A 17,470-nucleotide genomic window follows, 5' to 3' on the forward strand; every position below is an offset into this window, starting at 1 on the left:
TGATCAGCTACATATGGCGCGGGCCTGGGCCGCTACGACATGGGTGAAGGTGCTCCTCGCGTCCGTCCAGTCCTTCCCTGTGTTCGCCAGGCGAACATGAAAGGGGCCATCGACATTGAAGACCGCGCTGTCCACCCATTTACCTAGAGACTTGGGCTGGTCGATACTAAAGGAAAGAAGCTTCTTATCGCCGTTTCTCTGCCCCACGGTATAGCGCGCGGGGCTCCCGCCGACGTACCTCCTGTCGGTGTTATCAGGGATATAGAGAAGCACTTTACATTTACGCCTCAACCTGGGATCGAACTCCCACTGGGCATACAGCGTGGGATCGGCCTTCTTCGCATCGCCGGACATCGGAAGCGCGTCGAAACTCCCGTTGCAGCCAGCTCCCGCATAGCCGCCCGAACCGCTCAGCCACCCTGCTTTACCGTCCACGTAGTAACCGAAACGTTTGTAGGCGCCACCTCCGCAGCCCGGTCCGATGATGCTCGGGGCGGCACTCGAAGGGGGAGGCGTGGTGCTTGTCCCGGCCGGAGGGGGTTGTCTGGTGACCTCTGGCCGTTTGTCGCTGCTCCCTCCGGCCAGGAACGCTACGGCGAGAGCCGCTGTCAGCGCCACTAACACGGTCATGCCGGCGATGCCGAGGAGGGTGAGTGGCCTCTTCGAACCCGAAGGACCGGTCGGTCCTTCGGGCTGGGGAGGTGCCTGAGGGGCCGCCGGCTGTACGCCCCGTTCACCAGGCTGCGCGTCCAGAGGGAATGCCCAGACGACGGCGGGCGAGTAGGCCTCGGCGGGTGGAGTGTCGGGCTCCTCCGGCGGAATCGGCTCCGATCGCCGTTTCATCCGGTAGGCGTCCCACTCGGAGTTACGGTCAGGCATGGCACCTGTCCCTGCTCACTGCGTTCCGACGGTATCGGTCAACACTGGGCATCTTCCATCTCCTGGCAGCGCCAAACGACGGATCCGAACAAATTATGCGATGTTGCGGTGAGGGCGATACCTCCGCGTCGGATTCGCCTCAAGCGCCGTCGGTACCGAAAATCGTGTCGCCGGCTCTGACCTGCCGATTCGACAAGAGAGTGCGGTGGCCGGGGGCTCAGATCGCCGTCGCCGAATGGAAGAACGCGGCCGCCTCACCTCGTGAACCGACCGAGAGCTTGGACAGGATGTTCGCGACGTGGAACTTCACGGTGGACTCGCTGATGTGGAGTTCCTCCGCGATGGTTCTGTTGCGGTGGCCGAGCGCGAGGCGTTCGAGTACCTCGATCTCCCGTGCCCCCAGACCGGCCAGCGGGTCTGCGCCCGCTGTCTCGTTCGGCGACGGGCCGTACGCGGGCCTGGGGGTCTTCGCGGCTGCGACCTCGGACAATGGCCAGGGGAAACGCCAGCTTGGTCGTCATCCCCCAGCCGGGTACGGCGTCCAGTTCGAAGGAGCCCCCCTGGGCCTCCACCCGCTGGGCGATCTGGCCGGCGCGAAGATCGTCGCGCGGCACGCCGGGCCCGTCGTCTCGTACGGTCGCCACCAGCTCGGTGAGCCCGAGCTGCCAGCCGACTCCCCGCTGGGCTTCGTTGCGCAGGTCTATGAGCGCGTCGACGGCCAGGTCGACGGCGGCCGACCGTGCGACGGTGTCGTCCAGCCGGTGGCTTCGTAGCACGCCCAGGATCCCGGACAGGGCGCTCGCGTGCGCCTCGCCCAGTTCGGCGGCGGCGTGGGACCTCGGCTGTGCGACCGCACGGGACTGGGCCAGTGTGCTCGGCGTGGCATCTGTGACCAGCCGCTCCAGGTGAGTGGTGAACAAGTCCACCAGCGCCTGCACGGTCAGGAGGACGCCCGCCGGAAGAGGAGCGTCGTCCTCGAGGACCATGACCATTCCCGCGCCTCGGGGAGTGAAGTCGCTCGCGACGGCGAGGACCGGCCACGGGGCCCTGAGAGGTGCGCCGTCCCCTGCCACGGGTAGCCCGGTGTGATCTGGGCGACGAGCGCGCCGAGTACCGCCTCGGTGAGCGTGTCGGTGAGCTCCTGGTCGCCCACGGCCGCGACGGGTGATGACGCGCACTGGGTCGCCAGGAGGGCGACCGCCCGGTGCGGCACGTCCTCGGCCAGGGCCGAGGACAGGTGACCGGCCATCTCCGATGCCGGGGCATGCATGATGTGCGCCGCTGTGACCAGGGCTGATGAGGGCTGTGCGAATCCGGCGTACTCCACGTCGTCAAGCGTACGACTGCGGGGCGATGCGCCCGCCCCGCCGTTCGGCCGGGGACGAACCGTCCGAACGGACGGCGAGATCGTCCCCGCGCTCTGTCGACCATGGGTGAGACGGCCGGTCACGCGGCCGGTCGGATGTCGTTCTCACGCTGGAGGAGCGGACCAATGCAGGCAATGGTTTTCGAGGAGTTCGGCGGCCCCGAGGTTCTTCGGCTCAAGGAGATCGAGGAGCCCCACGCGGGTCCAGGCGAGGTGCGCATCGCCGTACGGGCGATCGGCGTCAACCCGATGGACTACAAGGTGCGTCGCGGCTGGTTCGAGGAGTTCATGCCCACGCCGCTGCCGTCCGTACCGGGCCTGGAGGCGGCCGGGGTCGTCGACGAGGTGGGCGCGGCCCGAAGAGGTGGCCGCAGTGATCAGTACGCAGCTGCGCGAGGTCGCCGACGGCACACTTCAGGTGCGGATCGACGAGGTACTTCCGCTGGCCGAGGCGGCGAAGGCCCAGCAGAAGAGCGAGGGCGGCCACGCCCGCGGCAAGCTCGTGCTCATCCCCTGATCCTGTGCGCCTGATGACGTCCCTCGACGCATAGCCAACGTGCCCGTCTTCACTTGTTTCACGCATTGCCTGAGGAGCTTCCGATGACCCCTGTCCTTACTCAGCGCCTGCTCCAGTCCGACACCGCTGTCGGCTTTTGGACGCTTGACCCCGCTCGCACGACGGTCCGCATCACCCACAAGACCTTCTGGGGCATGGGGACCGTGAAGGCGGCGTTCGCCGACGTGCAGGGTGGCGGCGAGATCAGATCCGACCATTCCGTCACAGACGTCATACCGTGGGTGCGGCATCGATCGACACCGGGCACGGGAAACGCGACACACATCTGCGCGGTCGCAGGTTCCTGGACGTCGAGAAGTATCCCAGCATCGTCATGACGGTGCAGTCCGCGCGGACCTCCGGCACGGCACTCGAACTGGCCGGCGAGATGGCGATCAAAGGTGTACGGGAGCCTCCCCATTTCCTCGAGCGCCAGGACGCCGGCCGGCGGGCGGCCGCCGTGGCCATACGGTCACTGGATGTCGGACGCGGGTGCCGTTTCGCCGGTCAACTCTTCAGCTGGAGGGTGGCGAAGTAGGCCGTGGAGTTCTTGGAGTCGACGACGTCGATGAGTTCCCAGCCGGCGCCGGTCGCGAGCTGAGCGAGTTCGCGCGGTGCGAGGCACAGGTAGTGGAACCAGGGCGTTGCCATGTCTCGATAGCGAATTCGCATGGTGCGCTGTCCGGCGATGCGCCCCGCTTGGAGGTTTCGCCGGTTGTAGGCAAGATGTTCGGGGTCCGTCGAGTCGGTGCGGTTGTTTCCCTGGCCCACGATGACGGCGCCGGGTTCGGCCATCGCGGCTAGGGCCCGCAGGAACTCCGGTGCCCGTTCGCGGCTGTCCAGCAGGCCGAAGTTGGCGCCCAGGAGCAGGAAGCTGTCGTATCGCGCTCCGGTCGCGGCGTGCTCGTCCACCGTGCCGTGAAAGACACTTCGTATCCCCTGCTGCCTGCACACGTCCACCGCACCGGCAGAGACGTCCATCGCGGTGACGGGGTGGCCACGGTCCTGGAGTGCGTGTGCCGCTCGTCCTCCGCCGGCGCCGATGTCCAAGACCTTGCCCTTGAGCAGGTCCAGTGCCCGGCGATCCTCCTCCGGCCATTGGTCGATCGCCGCGATCCAGTTCGTGACCAGGGCGGCTTTCACGACGCCGTCATCGCGTTCCACGATCTGGGACACCGGGGCGGCGTTCGGTTCCCGCGACACCTGGTAGGCGGCACGCAGCGACTCACCGATGGCATCACCGATGCGAGGACCGAGCCGGTCCGGTCCGTCGCCTTTACTTACCTGGTCCTCGCCGGGCTCATCTCCTACGACTTCTGTGAGGGTACGGACCGTGGGGGTGTCCATCGCGTCTCCATTGCCAGATGGGTGATTGAAATGTTCCCGGGTGGGTCTTCGGTCGAAGGCACCGCGCGGTGCGGTAGGCGCGGCGAGGGCGAGGAGGGGACCGTCTGGGCGCGTCTCCACGCCGGAGCCGCTGAGATCGCCGCCGCCATGGCGGCCGTGCCCAGGAGTGCGATGGCGTACGCCGGCCCCATGTCGGTGTCGGCGAGCGCACCGGAGATGAGGAAACCGCATCCCTGGCCGGCGGTGATGCCGGTGATCGCGACCCCCATGGCACGGCCGCGATATTCCTTGTCGGCCCGCTGGACGAAAAGCGCGTTGAGCGGGGCGGCGAAGGCGGCGCCGGCTCCGGAGACGGCGAACAACACCAGCACGACCGGCAGCGGGGGCCGCAAGGCCAGCGGCACCAGAGCCGCTCCGGTCAGTACCGCGAACGGCGTGACGAGCCGTAGCCGGAGCGGTGGTGCCAGGGTGGAGGTCATCAGTACGGCTCCGGAGGCGAAGCCGAAGGCAGAGGCGGCGAGTATCAGCCCCGCCAAGGTCGCGCCGCCGTGCAGTGACCGGGCGTAGGGGTAGATGATCGCCTCTGGCGCGAAGGCGAACATGGGCACGAACCAGACCAGGAGCAGGCACGCACGCAGCCAGGGATCACCGAAGACGTACCGGAGCCCGTCACGCGAGTCGCCCACGACCGTCTTCGCCGGGTCGTGGCGTACGGCGACGGGGCGGGAGCGGACGCCGTAGACGGTGATGGCGGCCGACGCGGCGAAGGTGGCTGCGTCGATGGCCAGCGCGGTGACGGGTCCGACGAGCGCGATGAGCGCGCCACCGCCGGCGGCGCCGACGACCTGGCAGAGCTGGGTCGTGATGGTGCGCAGACCGTTGCCGGCGACGTACTGCTCGCCGTCGAGGACCTCTGGCAGGATCGCCGAGCGCGCCGCGACGAAGAGCGGGGTGAACGTGTGGCCGGCGAACAGGAGCACGATCATCAGCCAGATCGGCATTCCTGGAATGACCAGCGCGGCCACGATCAGCGCACGCATCAGGTCGCAGCAGATCATGAGCGCCCGGCGAGGCAACCGGTCGGCGTAGGCGCCCAGTACGGGGCCGGCCAATGCGGGAAGAAACGCCGAGGCGTACGCCAGGCCGGTCAGCAGAGCCGAGTTCGTTCGGTTGAATACCAGTACGGCCACCGCCACGGCGGCCAGCTGGTCACCGACGAGCGAAACGATTAGGCCGAGATACAGGTAGCGAAATTCGCGCACCGTGAACAGGTCGCGGTACCGGACCATGAATCTCCCGGGACATTAAGGGGGGCCGGTGGGCATCATGGCATGCCCACCGGCCGGTCTGCGGCACGCTGTCACCGCAGCGCAGAGGTCGGATCAGGTCCAATTAATGATGCTTCGCACGGGTCTCCTCGTTCGAGGGGCCCATGAAGTCTCAACGCCGTACGGCGGGCACGTCGTTATTGCCGTGCCGGGCCGGCGTTAGTCCCACTCGACGGTGTTCATCGCCCTCCTCTCTTCGAAGGGTTCGGTGTCTCATCACCGAATGACAGGCACGTCATTCTCGCCGTGCCGGATCAGCATTAGTCCCAGTCGACAGTGTTCATTGCTATCCTCCCCTCGAGGGGTTCGTGGCGTCTAATCGCCGCACGATGGGCACGCCATTTTCGTCGTGCCGAGACGACCTTACTCCCAGATGAGATCCAACAGTCACCTCCCTCGAAGGGTGCTCGGCGCTCACCGTACTGCACAGAGGTCGGGTTGATCACTAGTCCGTTTCCACATTTCATAGCGCATCATTCCGATCGCGGTCTGTGGTCGGGCCACTCCATTCCTGGTGCTGCGCTCATGACCGTTGAGTGTCTCGACACTGCCGCGACTGCCGAGACCGGACCTACGACCAGCCGCAAGCGTCGATGACACAGCATTTCGCAACAGGCTGCCGTCCTCGGTGTGCAAATTGAACCTGGCCACTGGCCACAGGCGCTCCTAGCGTCCACCTATGTGCGGGCCATTTCGGCACGCGGAGTATGCAGGTCAGCACTGCGCCAGACAGGAGTCATCGTGACCGCGAGGAGTCTGTGATGGGTTTCCGACCCGACCACCGGCTGGTGACTCCGATCGACAGAGACGCGTTTCACCGCGCTGCCCGGCTGCGGGAGCTGGGCATCAAGGAGGAGCCCGACCCTGAGTTCGACGAGTTCGCCCGGCACCTGGCCCAGACGCTGGACGCACCGTTCGCCATGGTCAATATCATTGGCGCAGAACGGCAGTATTTCGCCGGGTTGTACCCCTCCTCTCGGGACCGGGGGGTCGCCCCGGAGGTGGACCCGTTCCGGGCAATGGCCTGCGACCATGGTTATTGCATGTACGTGGTGACGCGGCAGCACGCGATGGCACTCGACGAGGTGATGGACTACCACCTCTTCGCCGGCAATCCAGTGGTGGACAAGATCGGGATCCGCGCTTATCTGGGCGCCCCACTGATCCACCCGACGGGGACCCTCGGCACCATCTGCATTCTGGACACCAAACCCCACGACTGGGGCCACGGTGGGATCGCATTCATCAAGGCTCAGGCTGCGGAGCTTGTAGAACGGATCGAGCGGCGAGCGAGGCTCCTGAAGGAGCCCCAATATCCTTCCGGTGCCGCTTCCCTGAGGATTTGAGAGGGCCCGGTCCAATCACCGACCTGTTATTCCGTATCGAAGGCCTGACTCAGCATTCCGAAACCGGGTGACCCGTGTCGCTGTGCAGGGTGATTCTGGTTGACGTCCATTGTGGCCCCTACGCTCGGGCGATCTGACGCCGATCATTCTGGCCCTACTTTCCGCGACGGAGTACACGTATGTCTCATCATCTTGATTCGCCACTTGCGCGGCAGGACCCACGTCTGGACATCAGCGATGTCTATGTTTTCCGTGGCGCTGCGGCAACCGTGTTCATCATGAATGTCAACCCTCTTTCCGGGGCTGGAGGTTTTCACCCGGAAGGACGGTATGAGTTTCGCGTTGACACCGACGGTGACGCGGTCGAGGACCACATCTATGTGCTCACCTTCGGCGAGTACGACGCCGACGGTGGTCAGTCCTTGGAGGTGCGATGGTCTGGCGGTCCCGACGCGCTGGACCGTGAGGCGGTCGGAATCCTGCTGGCACGGGGCAGGACCGGTCAGGAGATCGCCGGTGCCGGTGGCGTACGGGTCTGGGCGGGCCCCGCGGCGGATCCGTTCTTCATCAACGGCGCCGTCGTCGGCGCGGTCAAGGAGGCGGTCGCGAACGGCACGCCCTTCGATCTCTCCGCCGTGGACTACCGCGATCCGGCGAACCTCTTCGCCGGGACGAACGTGAGCGCGATCGTGCTGGAAATCCCCGATGAGGTTTTTGGGGTCACCAAGATCGGCCTTTGGGGGACCACGGCTCTGGCGACCGACTCCGGTGGCTGGCGGCAGATCAATCGCTGCGCGACGCCGCTCATCAACACGATTTTCAATCCGGATGACTCAGATCGGTCCAGCGAGTACAACACGACCCACCCGAGCAGGGACCGTGCGCTGTACGGCCCGATCGTCAGCGACCTGGTCACCAAGGTCGTGGCGGCCACCGGTAGCAGCGACGACCCGGCGGCGCATGCGCGGCGGGTGGTCGACGAGCTCTTCCCGGACATCCTTACCTACCAGATCGGAACCCCGGCGGAGTTCGGGTTCGCCGTCCGTAACGGTCGCGGGCTCACCCACTGCGCACCCGAGGTGATGTTCGCGCTCGTGCTCAACAAGGCCGTACCCCTCGGCCTGGACAGCAGCTCGGCCACCGGCGCTCTACGTCCCGACTTCCCGTACCTCGCTTCGCCGATGTGACGCCGGCCGTCCGCGCGAGCTCCAGGTCCGAACGCCGCGCGAACAGGCCAATTCGCCACGAATGCCGACGTCCGTAACATTCACGCCGATCTAGGGATGGTCTTCGTCGTCGAGACGTAATATTCGACGACCTTGCATGGGCGGTACGGAAGAAGAGGTGACGGTGACGTGCCTACGGTCAGCGCGCTCGTGAACCGGACCGTGCCTGGAGCGCGGTCCCTCACGGAAGAGATCTCCGACTCGATGGAGGTCGAGTCGGCGGTCATCGTCCCCGACGGGGATCTGGCCGGCTGGTCCGACACCGATGTGGAGGCCCTCCGGCGGATGCTGGTGATCCTGCCGTTGTCCGTGGAGCCGCCCCAGGATCGGGTCGAGACCACCGTACGACGTGTCGGCGCCGGCCGTGCTGCGGGCGTGCTCCTCGTCACGGGCTCCACAGGAGCAGGCTCGCTCGATCTCGAATCCCTGGCCGCACTGGCACGTCACCATCGGATGCCGCTGCTGGTCGCACCGGATGACCCGTCCCGGGTGTGGGCGCGCATGGTGACGATCATTCGGGACGAGCGGAACCACGCTCTGGAGCGCACCGGCAACGAACTGCGCGAGATGCACCGTGAGTCGACCCGGCCCGACGGCCTGAAGCGCCTCCTGCGGCGGCTGGCACGGCAGGTCGGCGGAAGCGTCGTACTGCTCGACCGGGACGGCGCGCCGCTGCATGCCTTCCCGGAGCTCCCCCGTGACGTTCTCAAGCACGTGGCGACCGACATCGAGCGGGTCATGACCGGCGAGATACGGGCCGCGGCGGTCGACATCGGCGACGGCGCCGTTCGCATCCAGTCGATCGGCGCCGAACAGACGCGTACCACGCTGATCGTGGTACGGAAGGAACGGTTCTCTCCGACCGCACAGGACCTCATCACGGACGCCTCGCGGCTCCTGGCACTGCGCTGGCGCGTGGACGGCCTCACCCGCCGGCAAAGGCGTGCCGACCTCGTCGAGACACGCACCAGGGAAGTGGTGCTCCACCTGCTGATGACGGCCAACGTCCAGGCCGCCCGGCGGGTGGCCGGTGCGCTCGGCCCGAGCCTGGCCGAACAGATCCGCGTCTACGTGATGGCGGGTCCGGCCGAGGGCAGGGAACAGGCCGTGGCCTACTGCCAGCGGATGTCGGGCGGCCGGGCATGGATCGTACGGTGCCCCGTTTACATCGGCCACGTCATCATCCTGGCCCCGGTCACCGACGATGAGAACGAGGTGGAAGACGCTCTGCGCGACTACGCCGGCCGGGTGAACGGCGTCGACGTCGGCGGCAGTACCCCGGTGGCGCTCCGGGAGATGGTGTCGGGATACTCCCAGGCGATCCACGCGCTCGCGGTGGCGAGGGGAGGCACTGAGCACTACGCCCGGTTCAGCCCGCGCGGAGACATGACGGCCTTGGTACGCCCACGGGGACACAAGTGGGCGACCTCTACGCTCGAACCGCTGACCCGCTACCGGCCCCAGCGCGGCCAGGATCCCGACGCCGCCGAGTTGATCGTCACTCTGCGTTCCTGGCTGGACTTCTACGGCGGCGCCGCGCGGCAGCTGAAGATCCACCGCAACACCCTGGCAGCACGGCTACGGCACATCGAGCAACTTTTCGGTCATCCATTGGATGACCTCGAGACGCAGTCGAGACTGCATCTGGCCCTGCGCATCCTCGATGGCCCGGAGGCAGACGACGGCCCCGCGACCCTGGAGGCGGTTCTCGATGATCCCGACGTGCGCCGATGGGCAGAGATGCAGATGATGCCGCTGCTCAGCCGGGATCCGGAGCTCTTCATGAACACGTTGCGCGTGTGGCTGGGTAAGAACGCCCGCATCGAGGCGACCGCGTCGGCACTCGGCATCTCGGTCCCGGGCACGCGCAAGCGGCTGACGCGCATCGAGGAGGTTCTCGGACGCTCACTCCTGAGTGGCCCGTCGGCGCGCTACGAGCTGTGGTTCGCCCTGAGAGTTCACGACGCGTCATCCGAGCCGGGTCAGCATTCCGTTACCCGGTGACCATCTCACTGTGCAAGGTGAACCTCGCTGCGTACGAGGGGCCGCGCTTACTGTCGACGAGGCAGTTCTCAGGCGCTCGATGACCCTCCGTGGCGTACGCGCCACGGCTGACGGGATGGACGTGAACCAGCGACAGACCTCATCGCCGCAGGGCAATCTGCAGGTGCTGGCACTGCGCCACGAGACCGGCCCGAGCGCGACGCCGCACACCCTCGGCATCCGACCGCCCCGTCGGCCGAGTCTGGATGCCACACCGAGCGTCGCGCGCGTCCACAACTATCTTCTCGGCGGCAAGGACAACTTCCTCGCTGATCGTGAGTTCGCGCACCGGCTGCTCGAGCTCGCGCCGAGCGCACCGGCGGTGTTGCGCGCCGACCGTGACTACATGAGACGGGTGGTACGCCACCTCGCGGGGACCTGCGGGATCGCGCAGTTCATCGACATCGGCACGGGCCTTCCGGACGAGAAGAACGTCCAGCAGGTGGCGCACGAGGTCAACGCCGACGCTCGCGTCGTCTACGTCGACAACGACCCGATGGTGCTGACGCATGCTCGTGCCATCCTGGGCGGCGATCATCGAGTGGCGGTGGTGGAGGGTGATCTGCGGACTCCCGACGGGTTCCTCCAGCATGAGGCGACCCGCCGTCTCATCGACTTCTCCGAGCCGGTCGCGGTGCTGGCGATCGGCGTTCTGCACTTCCTGCACTCCGACGACGATCCGCACGGGATCGTCGCGCATATCCGGGACATGATGGCGCCGGGCAGCTACCTGGCCATCTCGCATCTTGTGGCTCGCCCTGAGACGATCCGCGGCGCCCAGCTGGCCCATCGATCCCTCGCACGGGGGTTCGTCCGCGAGAAGGAGGAGATCAGGGCCTTCCTCGACGGCTTCGTACTGGAGCCGCCCGGACTCGCCTCGGTGTCCCGGTGGCGGCCGGGAACAGCGGAGGCCGATGAGCGCGACGTGTGGCTCTATGCGGGTCTCGGCGCACTTCGGCCCAGGGAAACAACCCCGATGTCCCACTAAGGAGAAATCACCCATCATGGTGAGTACTGTGCCCCCCGGTCAGGCATCAACCGGGGTTGCTTGGCTGCTGAGGAGCCTCGTCGAGCGGGTCCCCCACGTCCGCGGTGCCGTATTGCTCTCCTCTGACGGGCTGACCAAATCCATTCATGGTCTGGGACCGGACGAAGCGGACCAGCTGGCAGCGATCGCTTCCGGATTCGTCGCTCTCGCACGGAGCACCGGAGTGAGGTTCGGCAGCAGCGATAGGGTCCGGCAGGTCGTGGCGGAACTCGACGACACCGTGTTGTTCGTCTCGTCGGCCGGCTTGGGCTCGGTGCTGACGGTGCTGGCCGAGCGGGACGCCGACCCCGGTGTCGTGGGATACGAGATGTCTCAGTTGATCAAGAGCGTCCGCCCGTTCCTGGCCACGCCGGCCAGACAGGCGGCCCACTATCCCCCGAAACCGTGAGCGTGGCGGCTTCCGACCGCGTTCGGCGTGCCGGCGATCGTCAGGTGCGTCTCGCTGTCCGGGCGTCATCAGGCGCTCACAGCGTACGCAGCGCGTCGGTGGGTGAGAGGCGGGCGGCTCGAAGGGCCGGCAGCAGGCCCGCGATCGCACCGATCACGATCGCGGCGGCGATTCCGCCGGCCCACGCCTGGACCGGGACGACCACCGCCCAGCCCTTCGTGTTCGCGTAGATCGCGGTGGTCAGCGCTCCGGCCGCCACTCCCGCCACCCCGCCGAGCACCGCGAGCATGACCGCTTCGGACAGGAACTGGGTGCGGATCTGTCCTCGGGTGGCGCCGAGTGCCCGGCGCAGCCCGATCTCCGATCGCCGTTCGAGCACCGAGATGACCATGATGTTCGCGACCCCTATCGCGCCCACGATGAGTGCCACCAGCCCGAGCCCGAGGAACAGGCTGTTGAACGCGCCCTTCGCCGCGGCTCGTGCGGTGAGCGCGTCGGAGGGCTGGCTGACGTCGACGTCGCTGGGCGACTCGGGGTTCGCGGTCCGCGCGAGCACTTCCTGCACCGACTCGACCTTGTCCGTACGGGTCCGCACGTACACCGTCGTCGGAGGTCCGGTCACCGTCCTGCCCCTGTCGACGGTCGCGTAGCTGAGGTAGCGCTCGGCGGCCGGGTAGCCGATCAAGGCACTGGTGTCGATGTCGGCCGACAGCGTCGCGGGCCTCAGGATGCCGGCGACGTAGAACCACTGGTTCTTCAGCCAGATCCGTTGCCCCGGATAGACGCGGTCGATCCCAAGGCGCTGCGCGGCGAGGGCGCCGAGCACGGTGACCGGCTCACGCTCGGTCGCCGGGTCCAGCCAGCGACCCTGAGCCACGCTGGTTCCGATCACTTCGGGAAGGTTGAGGCTGGCGGCCCGTACCTTCAGGGCGTTGGTGTTGACCACCGGGATCAGCGGGCTGCGGTACACGTTCGTGTTCTCGATGGCACCGACGTGCGCCACGTGCTCGACGTCGGGCAGGTGGGAGATCCGCTGCGGCGCGGCGACCGGGAGCTGTGCCGCCCCGCCGGTGAACGACTGGCCGGTGTTCGCGGTCAGCAGGTTCGTGCCGAGCTGGTCGATCTCGGCCAGGAGCCCGGCCTGGGAGGACGCGGACAGGCCGAGCACCGCCACGATCGCCGCGGTGCCGATCGCTATCCCGAGCGCGGACAGGGCGGCCCGCATGCGGCGAGCCCGGATCCCGATCCCGGCCACCCGCATCTGGTCGGACAGCCTCATACGCCCTCCATCGAACGCGCCGCGCTGTCGGCGACGATCTGCCCGTCGAGGACGTGCAACCGGCGGGGCATCTGGGCCGCCAGCCCGCCGTCGTGCGTGATCATGAGAATGGTCGCCCCGTCCGCGTTGAGCTCATGCAGCAGCTCGATGATGGCCGCCCCCGTCCTGCTGTCGAGATTGCCGGTCGGCTCGTCGGCGAGCACGATCGCCGGGCGGCCGACCAGGGCGCGGGCGATCGCCACGCGCTGACGCTGCCCGCCCGAGAGCCTGCCCGGACGGAAGCCCGCCCGGTCCTCCAGCCCGACCCGGATGAGCGCCTCGGCGGCGCGCTCGCGCCGCTCGGCGAGGCTCGCGCCGCCGTACAGCAGGCCGTCGGCGACGTTCTCCAGGACGGTGGTGTGCTCGGACAGGTGGAACTGCTGGAAGACGAAGCCGATGCTGCGCGCCCGCAGGGCGGCGAGCCGGCGGTCGGTGAGCGTCGCGACGTCTTCCCCGTCGATGCGTACCGTGCCGCTGCTGGGCCGGTCGAGCGTGCCGAGGATGTGCAGCAGCGTGGACTTGCCCGATCCCGACGGTCCGGCGATCGCGACGAGTTCTCCGCTCCGTACGGTGAAGCTCACGCCGCGCAGCGCGTGGACGGGGGGCTGCGTGCCGTACGTCTTGGTGACCCGCTCCAGTTCGAGGACGTTCGTCTGGCTCATGTCGACGGCACCACCACTCGGTCATCGACCGACAGGGCGCCGGAGACCTGCACGCGTCCGTTGGCGTCGTCGAACAGTCCCAGCGTGACGGGTACGATCCGGGTCCGGCCGCCGTCCGCCGCCGCGGCCTCGACCGCGTATCCCCCGCCGGCCTGGCCGATGAGCGCGGTCACCGGGACGATCAGCGCGTGGTCGACGCCGCCCGTGGTGATCTGCACCTGGACCGGTGCCTGCTCAAGGGTCCCGGCGTCCTTCGGGTGCTCGAGCGTGATGGAGACCGGAAGCGTGGCCGACGCCGAGCCGGAGTCGTTCTTGCCCGAGGATGTCACGACCTTGCCGATCCGGCTGACAACACCCGACGTGATCCGGTTGTCGGGCAGCGTGATCTGCGCGCGGTCGCCCTTCTTGACCTCGGACTGCTGGGAGGCGTCCAGCTTCACTGTCACCTCGCGCCGGTCCGACGACGCCTCCATGATCGGACGGCCCGTGCCGGCGCTGGTGCCGTTCTTGACCATCACCTTGCTGATCCGCAACGGGCCGGGCAGGAACACCGCCTGACCGAGGTCCAGCCTGCCCGTCACGTCGGCGCCACGTTCGCCCTGGAGCTTCTCCAGTGCGTCCGCGGTCCCCCAGCCGAAATGGCCCGAGCCGGGATCGAGCTCGGACTTGTCGGCGTACCCCTCGCTCACCAGGGTCTTGTTCAGCGCCCGCACGTCCTTGCCGCCGTCGCCCTCGCCCAGGTCCCGGTACGCGGGCGTGCTTCCGCAGATCAGGATCACCGGCTTCTCGCCGACCCTGTAAAGCGTCTCGCCGCAGTCGATCCGGGTGCCCGCCGCCGGCACCCAGGTGTACGTCCCGCTCGCCCGGTTGACCACCGAGTACGGCACCCCGTCGGCGGCCGCGTACGAGAGCGTCCCGCTCTGGTCGACCTGCGAGGACAGCGGGCCCTCCTGGACCGCCGCCAGCGACGTCCCGCCGCCGGCCCTCGCGGCGGGCTTGCCGTCGTCGCCGTACAGGCCCGTCACGGCGAGAACCACCCCGCCGCCCGCGACCAGGACCACGACACCGCCGCCGAGTAGTCCGCGCCGCCTACGCCGCGGTCGGCCGGATGCCTCAGGGAGAGTGCCGGTGCTCGCCGGAGTCCCGGTCTCAGCCGTCATTCTCAGAACCTCCTCCGCCGTTCACGTCGCGGCATGCGTTCAGCGCGTTCTTGAACTGCGGTGAGTTGGTGTTGATCTTGTCCCTCGGCACCAGAAGGCGCCCGTCCTGCGGGTCCGGGAAGTTCGCGATGCCGTTCTTGCGCATGCACCGCGCGAACTCAAGCCATTCCTTCTGCGCTTTGGCGATACTCGCGGGGTCGTCCTTGATCCCGGGCGGCTCCTGCGACTTGCACGCCTGCTGTGCCTTCTTGAACTGCGGTGAGTTTCTGTTCGGCCCGCCCGCCGCGATCACGAACTTGCCGTTCTTGTCGGGGTCGGGGAAGTCGGTCACGCCGTTCTCGCGCATGCACTGCGCGTACTTGACCGCCTGCTCCAAAGCGGGGTTCGCGTTCGAGTGGGATTCCGCGGCGCCTGAGCCGCCGCATCCCGTGACGGTCAGGGCGAGGGCGGCGGCCGAGGCGGCCAGCGACAGACGGGTCCTGTTCATCGGTCCCCTTCCCGAAGCCGGTGGCTGATTGCGCTGTGGTCCATGCCTCCACTGAAGACGGAACGCCGTTGCCGCGGCGTATGCGATTTTCGATACGCCCGCGATACGCCATCGAGCACGCCTCACCCCGGCAACCGGGATCAGCCGTCTGCCGGACACACCCCGGGGAGGCGGATCGTGACGAGGAGTCCGCCGGTGGGGCGGGGCGTGAGGTCGAGGGTCCCGTCGTGTGCGCGGACGATGCTGGCCACGATGGCCAGCCCGAGGCCGACGCCCGCATGCTCGTCTGTGCGTATGCGTTCTGTTCCGCGTTGGAAGGGCTCGGTGAGGGTCGGCACCAGTACCGGCGGGAGCGGGTGGCCTGTGTTCTCCACCCGCAGCACGCTCGTGTCGTGCCGCGATTCGGTGTAAACCGTCACCGTGCCGCCGGCGGGGAGGTTGTGGACGATGGCGTTCTGGACGAGGTTCGTCACCATCCGCAGGATGAGCGTCGCGGAGCCGGCGGTCTGTGCCCGCTCGCCGCCGACGTCGAGCGTGATCTGGCGCTTTTCGGCGAGGGGAAGCAACGTCTCGGTGGCCTCTTCGGCGATGAGGGACAGGTCGACGGGCTCGCGGGTGAAGTTCCCGCGGTCGCCGCGGCTGAGCAGCAGGAGGGTCTCGGTGAGGTCGATCGCCCGCGCGTTGACGGTGTGGAGGCGTTCGATGAGTTCGCCCTGGTCCCGTGCGGGGTCGTTGCGGGCGACGTCGAGAAGTGTCCGCGAGATCGCCAGCGGGGTGCGCAGTTCGTGGGAGGCGTTCGCGGCGAACCGCTGGTGTTCGGCGACGTGGGATTCGAGTTGTTCGAGCATGATGTCGAACACGTCGGCGAGCTCGCGGAACTCATCTGCGCGGCCCTGTAGCCGGATCCGGTGGGACAGTGATCCGTTCGAGGCCATGCGTGCCGCGTCCGCGATCCGGGTGAGTGGCGCGAGCATCCGGCCGGCCAGGATCCATCCTCCCAGGAGTCCGAACACCAGGAGGAAGGCCAGTGCCGTGGCCGCGGCGGGGGCGAAGCCGCGCAGCAGCTCGGAGCGGCTGGGCCCGATGATGATCACGCCGCCGAACGACTTCCGGATGGATCCGGGATCGTCGGTCGGCACCCAGCGCAGCACGAATATCCACATCACGGCAAGCAGGAGAGCGCCGGCGATGAGGAGGAATCCGGCGTAGCTGATGGTGAGTTTCAGTCGGGCGCTGAGTCCTGGGCGTCTATTCATGAGTGCTGCCGGTGTCGATCCGGTAGCCGACGCCGGGCACCGTGGCGATGAGCCAGGGTTCACCGAGTCGTTTGCGCAGGGCCGAGACGGTGATGCGGACGGCGTTGGTGAAGGGGTCGGCGTTCTCGTCCCAGGCCCGCTCCAGGAGTTCTTCGGCGCTGAGGACACCGCCTCGAGCGGCGACGAGCACTTCGAGCACGGCGAACTGCTTACGGGTGAGCGCGACGTAGCGTCCGTCGCGGAAGACCTCCCGGCGGAAGGGGTCCAGCCGCAGGCTCGCGATCTCGCTGACCGGAGGCCGGGCGTACGCGCGTCTGCGGTCGAGAGCCCGCAGCCGCATGACGAGCTCCCGTAGCTCGAACGGTTTGGTGAGGTAGTCGTCGGCGCCGAGTTCGAACCCGGAAGCCTTGTCGTCGATCCGGTCGGCGGCGGTGAGCATGAGGATCGGGATGCCGCTGCCGGTGGCGACGATTCGCCGGGCGACCTCGTCGCCGGAGGGGCCGGGGATGTCGCGGTCGAGGACCGCGAGGTCGTAGGAGTTGATGCCGAGCAGCTCCAGGGCGGTGTCGCCGTCGCCGGCGATGTCGGCGGCGATCGCTTCCAGCCGGAGACCGTCACGTACGGCTTCGGCCAGGTAGGGCTCGTCCTCCACGATCAGCACGCGCATACCCGAAGCCTAGGCAGCACGGCATATCGCCGGCGTATGCAAACCGCACGGTCCCGCGGTGTTGCCGGCACGTATGCGGTTTTCGATATGCCGGGGATATGGGCCGGTGGATAGGACGGGTGGCCCAACGGAAACCCACTCGCGGAAAAGGTGGATGTCCATGGTGGAGCTCAACCGGCGGAGGGTCATCGCGGGGATCGGCCTGGCGGCAGGAACGGCCGCGGTGGCGCCGCTGCTGGGTGCCTCGGCAGGCGCGGCGGCGGAGGCCGGCGACCCGGATGCGCTGTTGAAGGCCGGCCGGTTCGACGAGGCCGCGCGTGGTTACGAGGAGACCCTGGGGAAGGACCCGGACAACGCGCACGCTCGGGCGCGGCCCCGAGCGTTTTAACGCCA

The 17,470-nt window shown here is 67.8% G+C and carries 19 protein-coding genes and 1 pseudogene; 9 read left to right on the forward strand and 11 right to left on the reverse strand.

All coding sequences use genetic code 11. The features are described 5' to 3' along the window. Positions 1-3: 3 nt before the first annotated feature. The 3 genes from FB559_RS13065 to FB559_RS13075 form a co-directional block, all read right to left on the reverse strand. Positions 4-879 carry a hypothetical protein gene (locus FB559_RS13065; protein WP_141955859.1) on the reverse strand — a complete coding sequence of 292 codons (876 nt, stop codon included), beginning with the start codon at positions 877-879 and terminating at the stop codon, positions 4-6. Positions 880-1,096: 217 nt separating this feature from the next. Beyond that, on the reverse strand, positions 1,097-1,369 hold the full coding sequence (locus FB559_RS13070) for a response regulator transcription factor (RefSeq protein ID WP_141955860.1): 273 nt from the start codon (positions 1,367-1,369) through the stop codon (positions 1,097-1,099). A gap of 450 nt (positions 1,370-1,819) precedes the next feature. Further along, positions 1,820-2,206, reverse strand: coding sequence for a hypothetical protein (locus FB559_RS13075; protein WP_141955861.1), 387 nt, complete (start codon positions 2,204-2,206; stop codon positions 1,820-1,822). Positions 2,207-2,380: 174 nt separating this feature from the next. Between FB559_RS13075 and FB559_RS46190 the strand changes: the two are divergent. The 3 genes and pseudogenes from FB559_RS46190 to FB559_RS13090 all read left to right on the forward strand — a co-directional run. Next, positions 2,381-2,593 (forward strand): annotated as a pseudogene (locus FB559_RS46190) (alcohol dehydrogenase catalytic domain-containing protein); the annotation flags it as partial. 25 nt (positions 2,594-2,618) lie between these two features. Further along, the gene (locus tag FB559_RS13085) at positions 2,619-2,762 is read left to right on the forward strand and encodes a zinc-binding dehydrogenase (RefSeq protein ID WP_185792178.1); all 144 of its coding nucleotides are present in this window, start codon (positions 2,619-2,621) and stop codon (positions 2,760-2,762) included. Positions 2,763-3,039: 277 nt separating this feature from the next. After that, positions 3,040-3,339 (forward strand): YceI family protein, encoded by a 300-nt coding sequence (locus FB559_RS13090; protein WP_185792179.1) that lies wholly within the window; start codon positions 3,040-3,042, stop codon positions 3,337-3,339. Here the strand turns inward: FB559_RS13090 and FB559_RS13095 are convergent. Continuing rightward, complete coding sequence (locus FB559_RS13095) at positions 3,309-4,148, reverse strand: methyltransferase domain-containing protein (protein ID WP_141955864.1); 840 nt, start codon at positions 4,146-4,148, stop codon at positions 3,309-3,311. The genes FB559_RS13090 and FB559_RS13095 overlap by 31 nt on opposite strands. Further along, positions 4,109-5,437 carry an MFS transporter gene (locus FB559_RS13100; RefSeq protein WP_141955865.1) on the reverse strand — a complete coding sequence of 443 codons (1,329 nt, stop codon included), beginning with the start codon at positions 5,435-5,437 and terminating at the stop codon, positions 4,109-4,111. Before FB559_RS13100 ends, FB559_RS13095 begins: the two co-directional genes overlap by 40 nt. An 800-nt stretch (positions 5,438-6,237) precedes the next feature. Here FB559_RS13100 and FB559_RS13105 point away from each other — a divergent pair. The 5 genes from FB559_RS13105 (at position 6,238) to FB559_RS13125 (ending at position 11,527) form a co-directional block, all read left to right on the forward strand. Further along, complete coding sequence (locus FB559_RS13105) at positions 6,238-6,822, forward strand: GAF domain-containing protein (protein WP_141955866.1); 585 nt, start codon at positions 6,238-6,240, stop codon at positions 6,820-6,822. Positions 6,823-7,001: 179 nt separating this feature from the next. Next, positions 7,002-8,009 carry a DUF4331 family protein gene (locus tag FB559_RS13110; protein ID WP_141955867.1) on the forward strand — a complete coding sequence of 336 codons (1,008 nt, stop codon included), beginning with the start codon at positions 7,002-7,004 and terminating at the stop codon, positions 8,007-8,009. Between the two features lie 168 nt (positions 8,010-8,177). Continuing rightward, a complete protein-coding gene (locus FB559_RS13115) occupies positions 8,178-10,052 on the forward strand; it encodes a PucR family transcriptional regulator (RefSeq protein ID WP_141955868.1) in 1,875 nt (624 codons plus the stop codon). Between the two features lie 79 nt (positions 10,053-10,131). Further along, positions 10,132-11,079: an SAM-dependent methyltransferase gene (locus FB559_RS13120; protein ID WP_141955869.1), complete on the forward strand. Its 948-nt coding sequence runs from the start codon at positions 10,132-10,134 to the stop codon at positions 11,077-11,079. A gap of 16 nt (positions 11,080-11,095) precedes the next feature. Continuing rightward, the gene (locus tag FB559_RS13125) at positions 11,096-11,527 is read left to right on the forward strand and encodes a roadblock/LC7 domain-containing protein (RefSeq protein WP_141955870.1); all 432 of its coding nucleotides are present in this window, start codon (positions 11,096-11,098) and stop codon (positions 11,525-11,527) included. A 76-nt stretch (positions 11,528-11,603) separates the two neighbouring features. Here FB559_RS13125 and FB559_RS13130 read toward each other — a convergent pair whose 3' ends face one another. From FB559_RS13130 to FB559_RS13155, 6 genes are all read right to left on the reverse strand, one after another. Further along, positions 11,604-12,806 (reverse strand): ABC transporter permease, encoded by a 1,203-nt coding sequence (locus FB559_RS13130; protein WP_141955871.1) that lies wholly within the window; start codon positions 12,804-12,806, stop codon positions 11,604-11,606. Beyond that, on the reverse strand, positions 12,803-13,507 hold the full coding sequence (locus tag FB559_RS13135; RefSeq protein WP_141955872.1) for an ABC transporter ATP-binding protein: 705 nt from the start codon (positions 13,505-13,507) through the stop codon (positions 12,803-12,805). The genes FB559_RS13130 and FB559_RS13135 overlap by 4 nt, the downstream gene beginning before the upstream one ends. Further along, positions 13,504-14,667, reverse strand: a complete 1,164-nt coding sequence (locus FB559_RS13140) for a peptidoglycan-binding protein (RefSeq protein WP_141955873.1) — start codon at positions 14,665-14,667, stop codon at positions 13,504-13,506. The genes FB559_RS13135 and FB559_RS13140 overlap by 4 nt, the downstream gene beginning before the upstream one ends. Continuing rightward, positions 14,657-15,154 carry a hypothetical protein gene (locus tag FB559_RS13145; RefSeq protein ID WP_141955874.1) on the reverse strand — a complete coding sequence of 166 codons (498 nt, stop codon included), beginning with the start codon at positions 15,152-15,154 and terminating at the stop codon, positions 14,657-14,659. Before FB559_RS13145 ends, FB559_RS13140 begins: the two co-directional genes overlap by 11 nt. A 140-nt stretch (positions 15,155-15,294) precedes the next feature. Beyond that, entirely contained in the window at positions 15,295-16,410 is a 1,116-nt protein-coding gene (locus FB559_RS13150; protein ID WP_141955875.1) for a sensor histidine kinase, read from the reverse strand. Further along, positions 16,403-17,077, reverse strand: a complete 675-nt coding sequence (locus FB559_RS13155) for a response regulator transcription factor (protein WP_141955876.1) — start codon at positions 17,075-17,077, stop codon at positions 16,403-16,405. Before FB559_RS13155 ends, FB559_RS13150 begins: the two co-directional genes overlap by 8 nt. 160 nt (positions 17,078-17,237) lie before the next feature. On the opposite strand from FB559_RS13155, the gene FB559_RS13160 reads away from it, so the two are divergent. Further along, entirely contained in the window at positions 17,238-17,465 is a 228-nt protein-coding gene (locus FB559_RS13160) for a hypothetical protein (protein WP_141955877.1), read from the forward strand. The last annotated feature ends 5 nt before the right edge of the window (positions 17,466-17,470 follow it).

The sequence above is a fragment of the Actinoallomurus bryophytorum genome (genome assembly GCF_006716425.1).
In the GTDB taxonomy this organism is placed as follows: Bacteria; Actinomycetota; Actinomycetes; order Streptosporangiales; family Streptosporangiaceae; genus Actinoallomurus; species Actinoallomurus bryophytorum.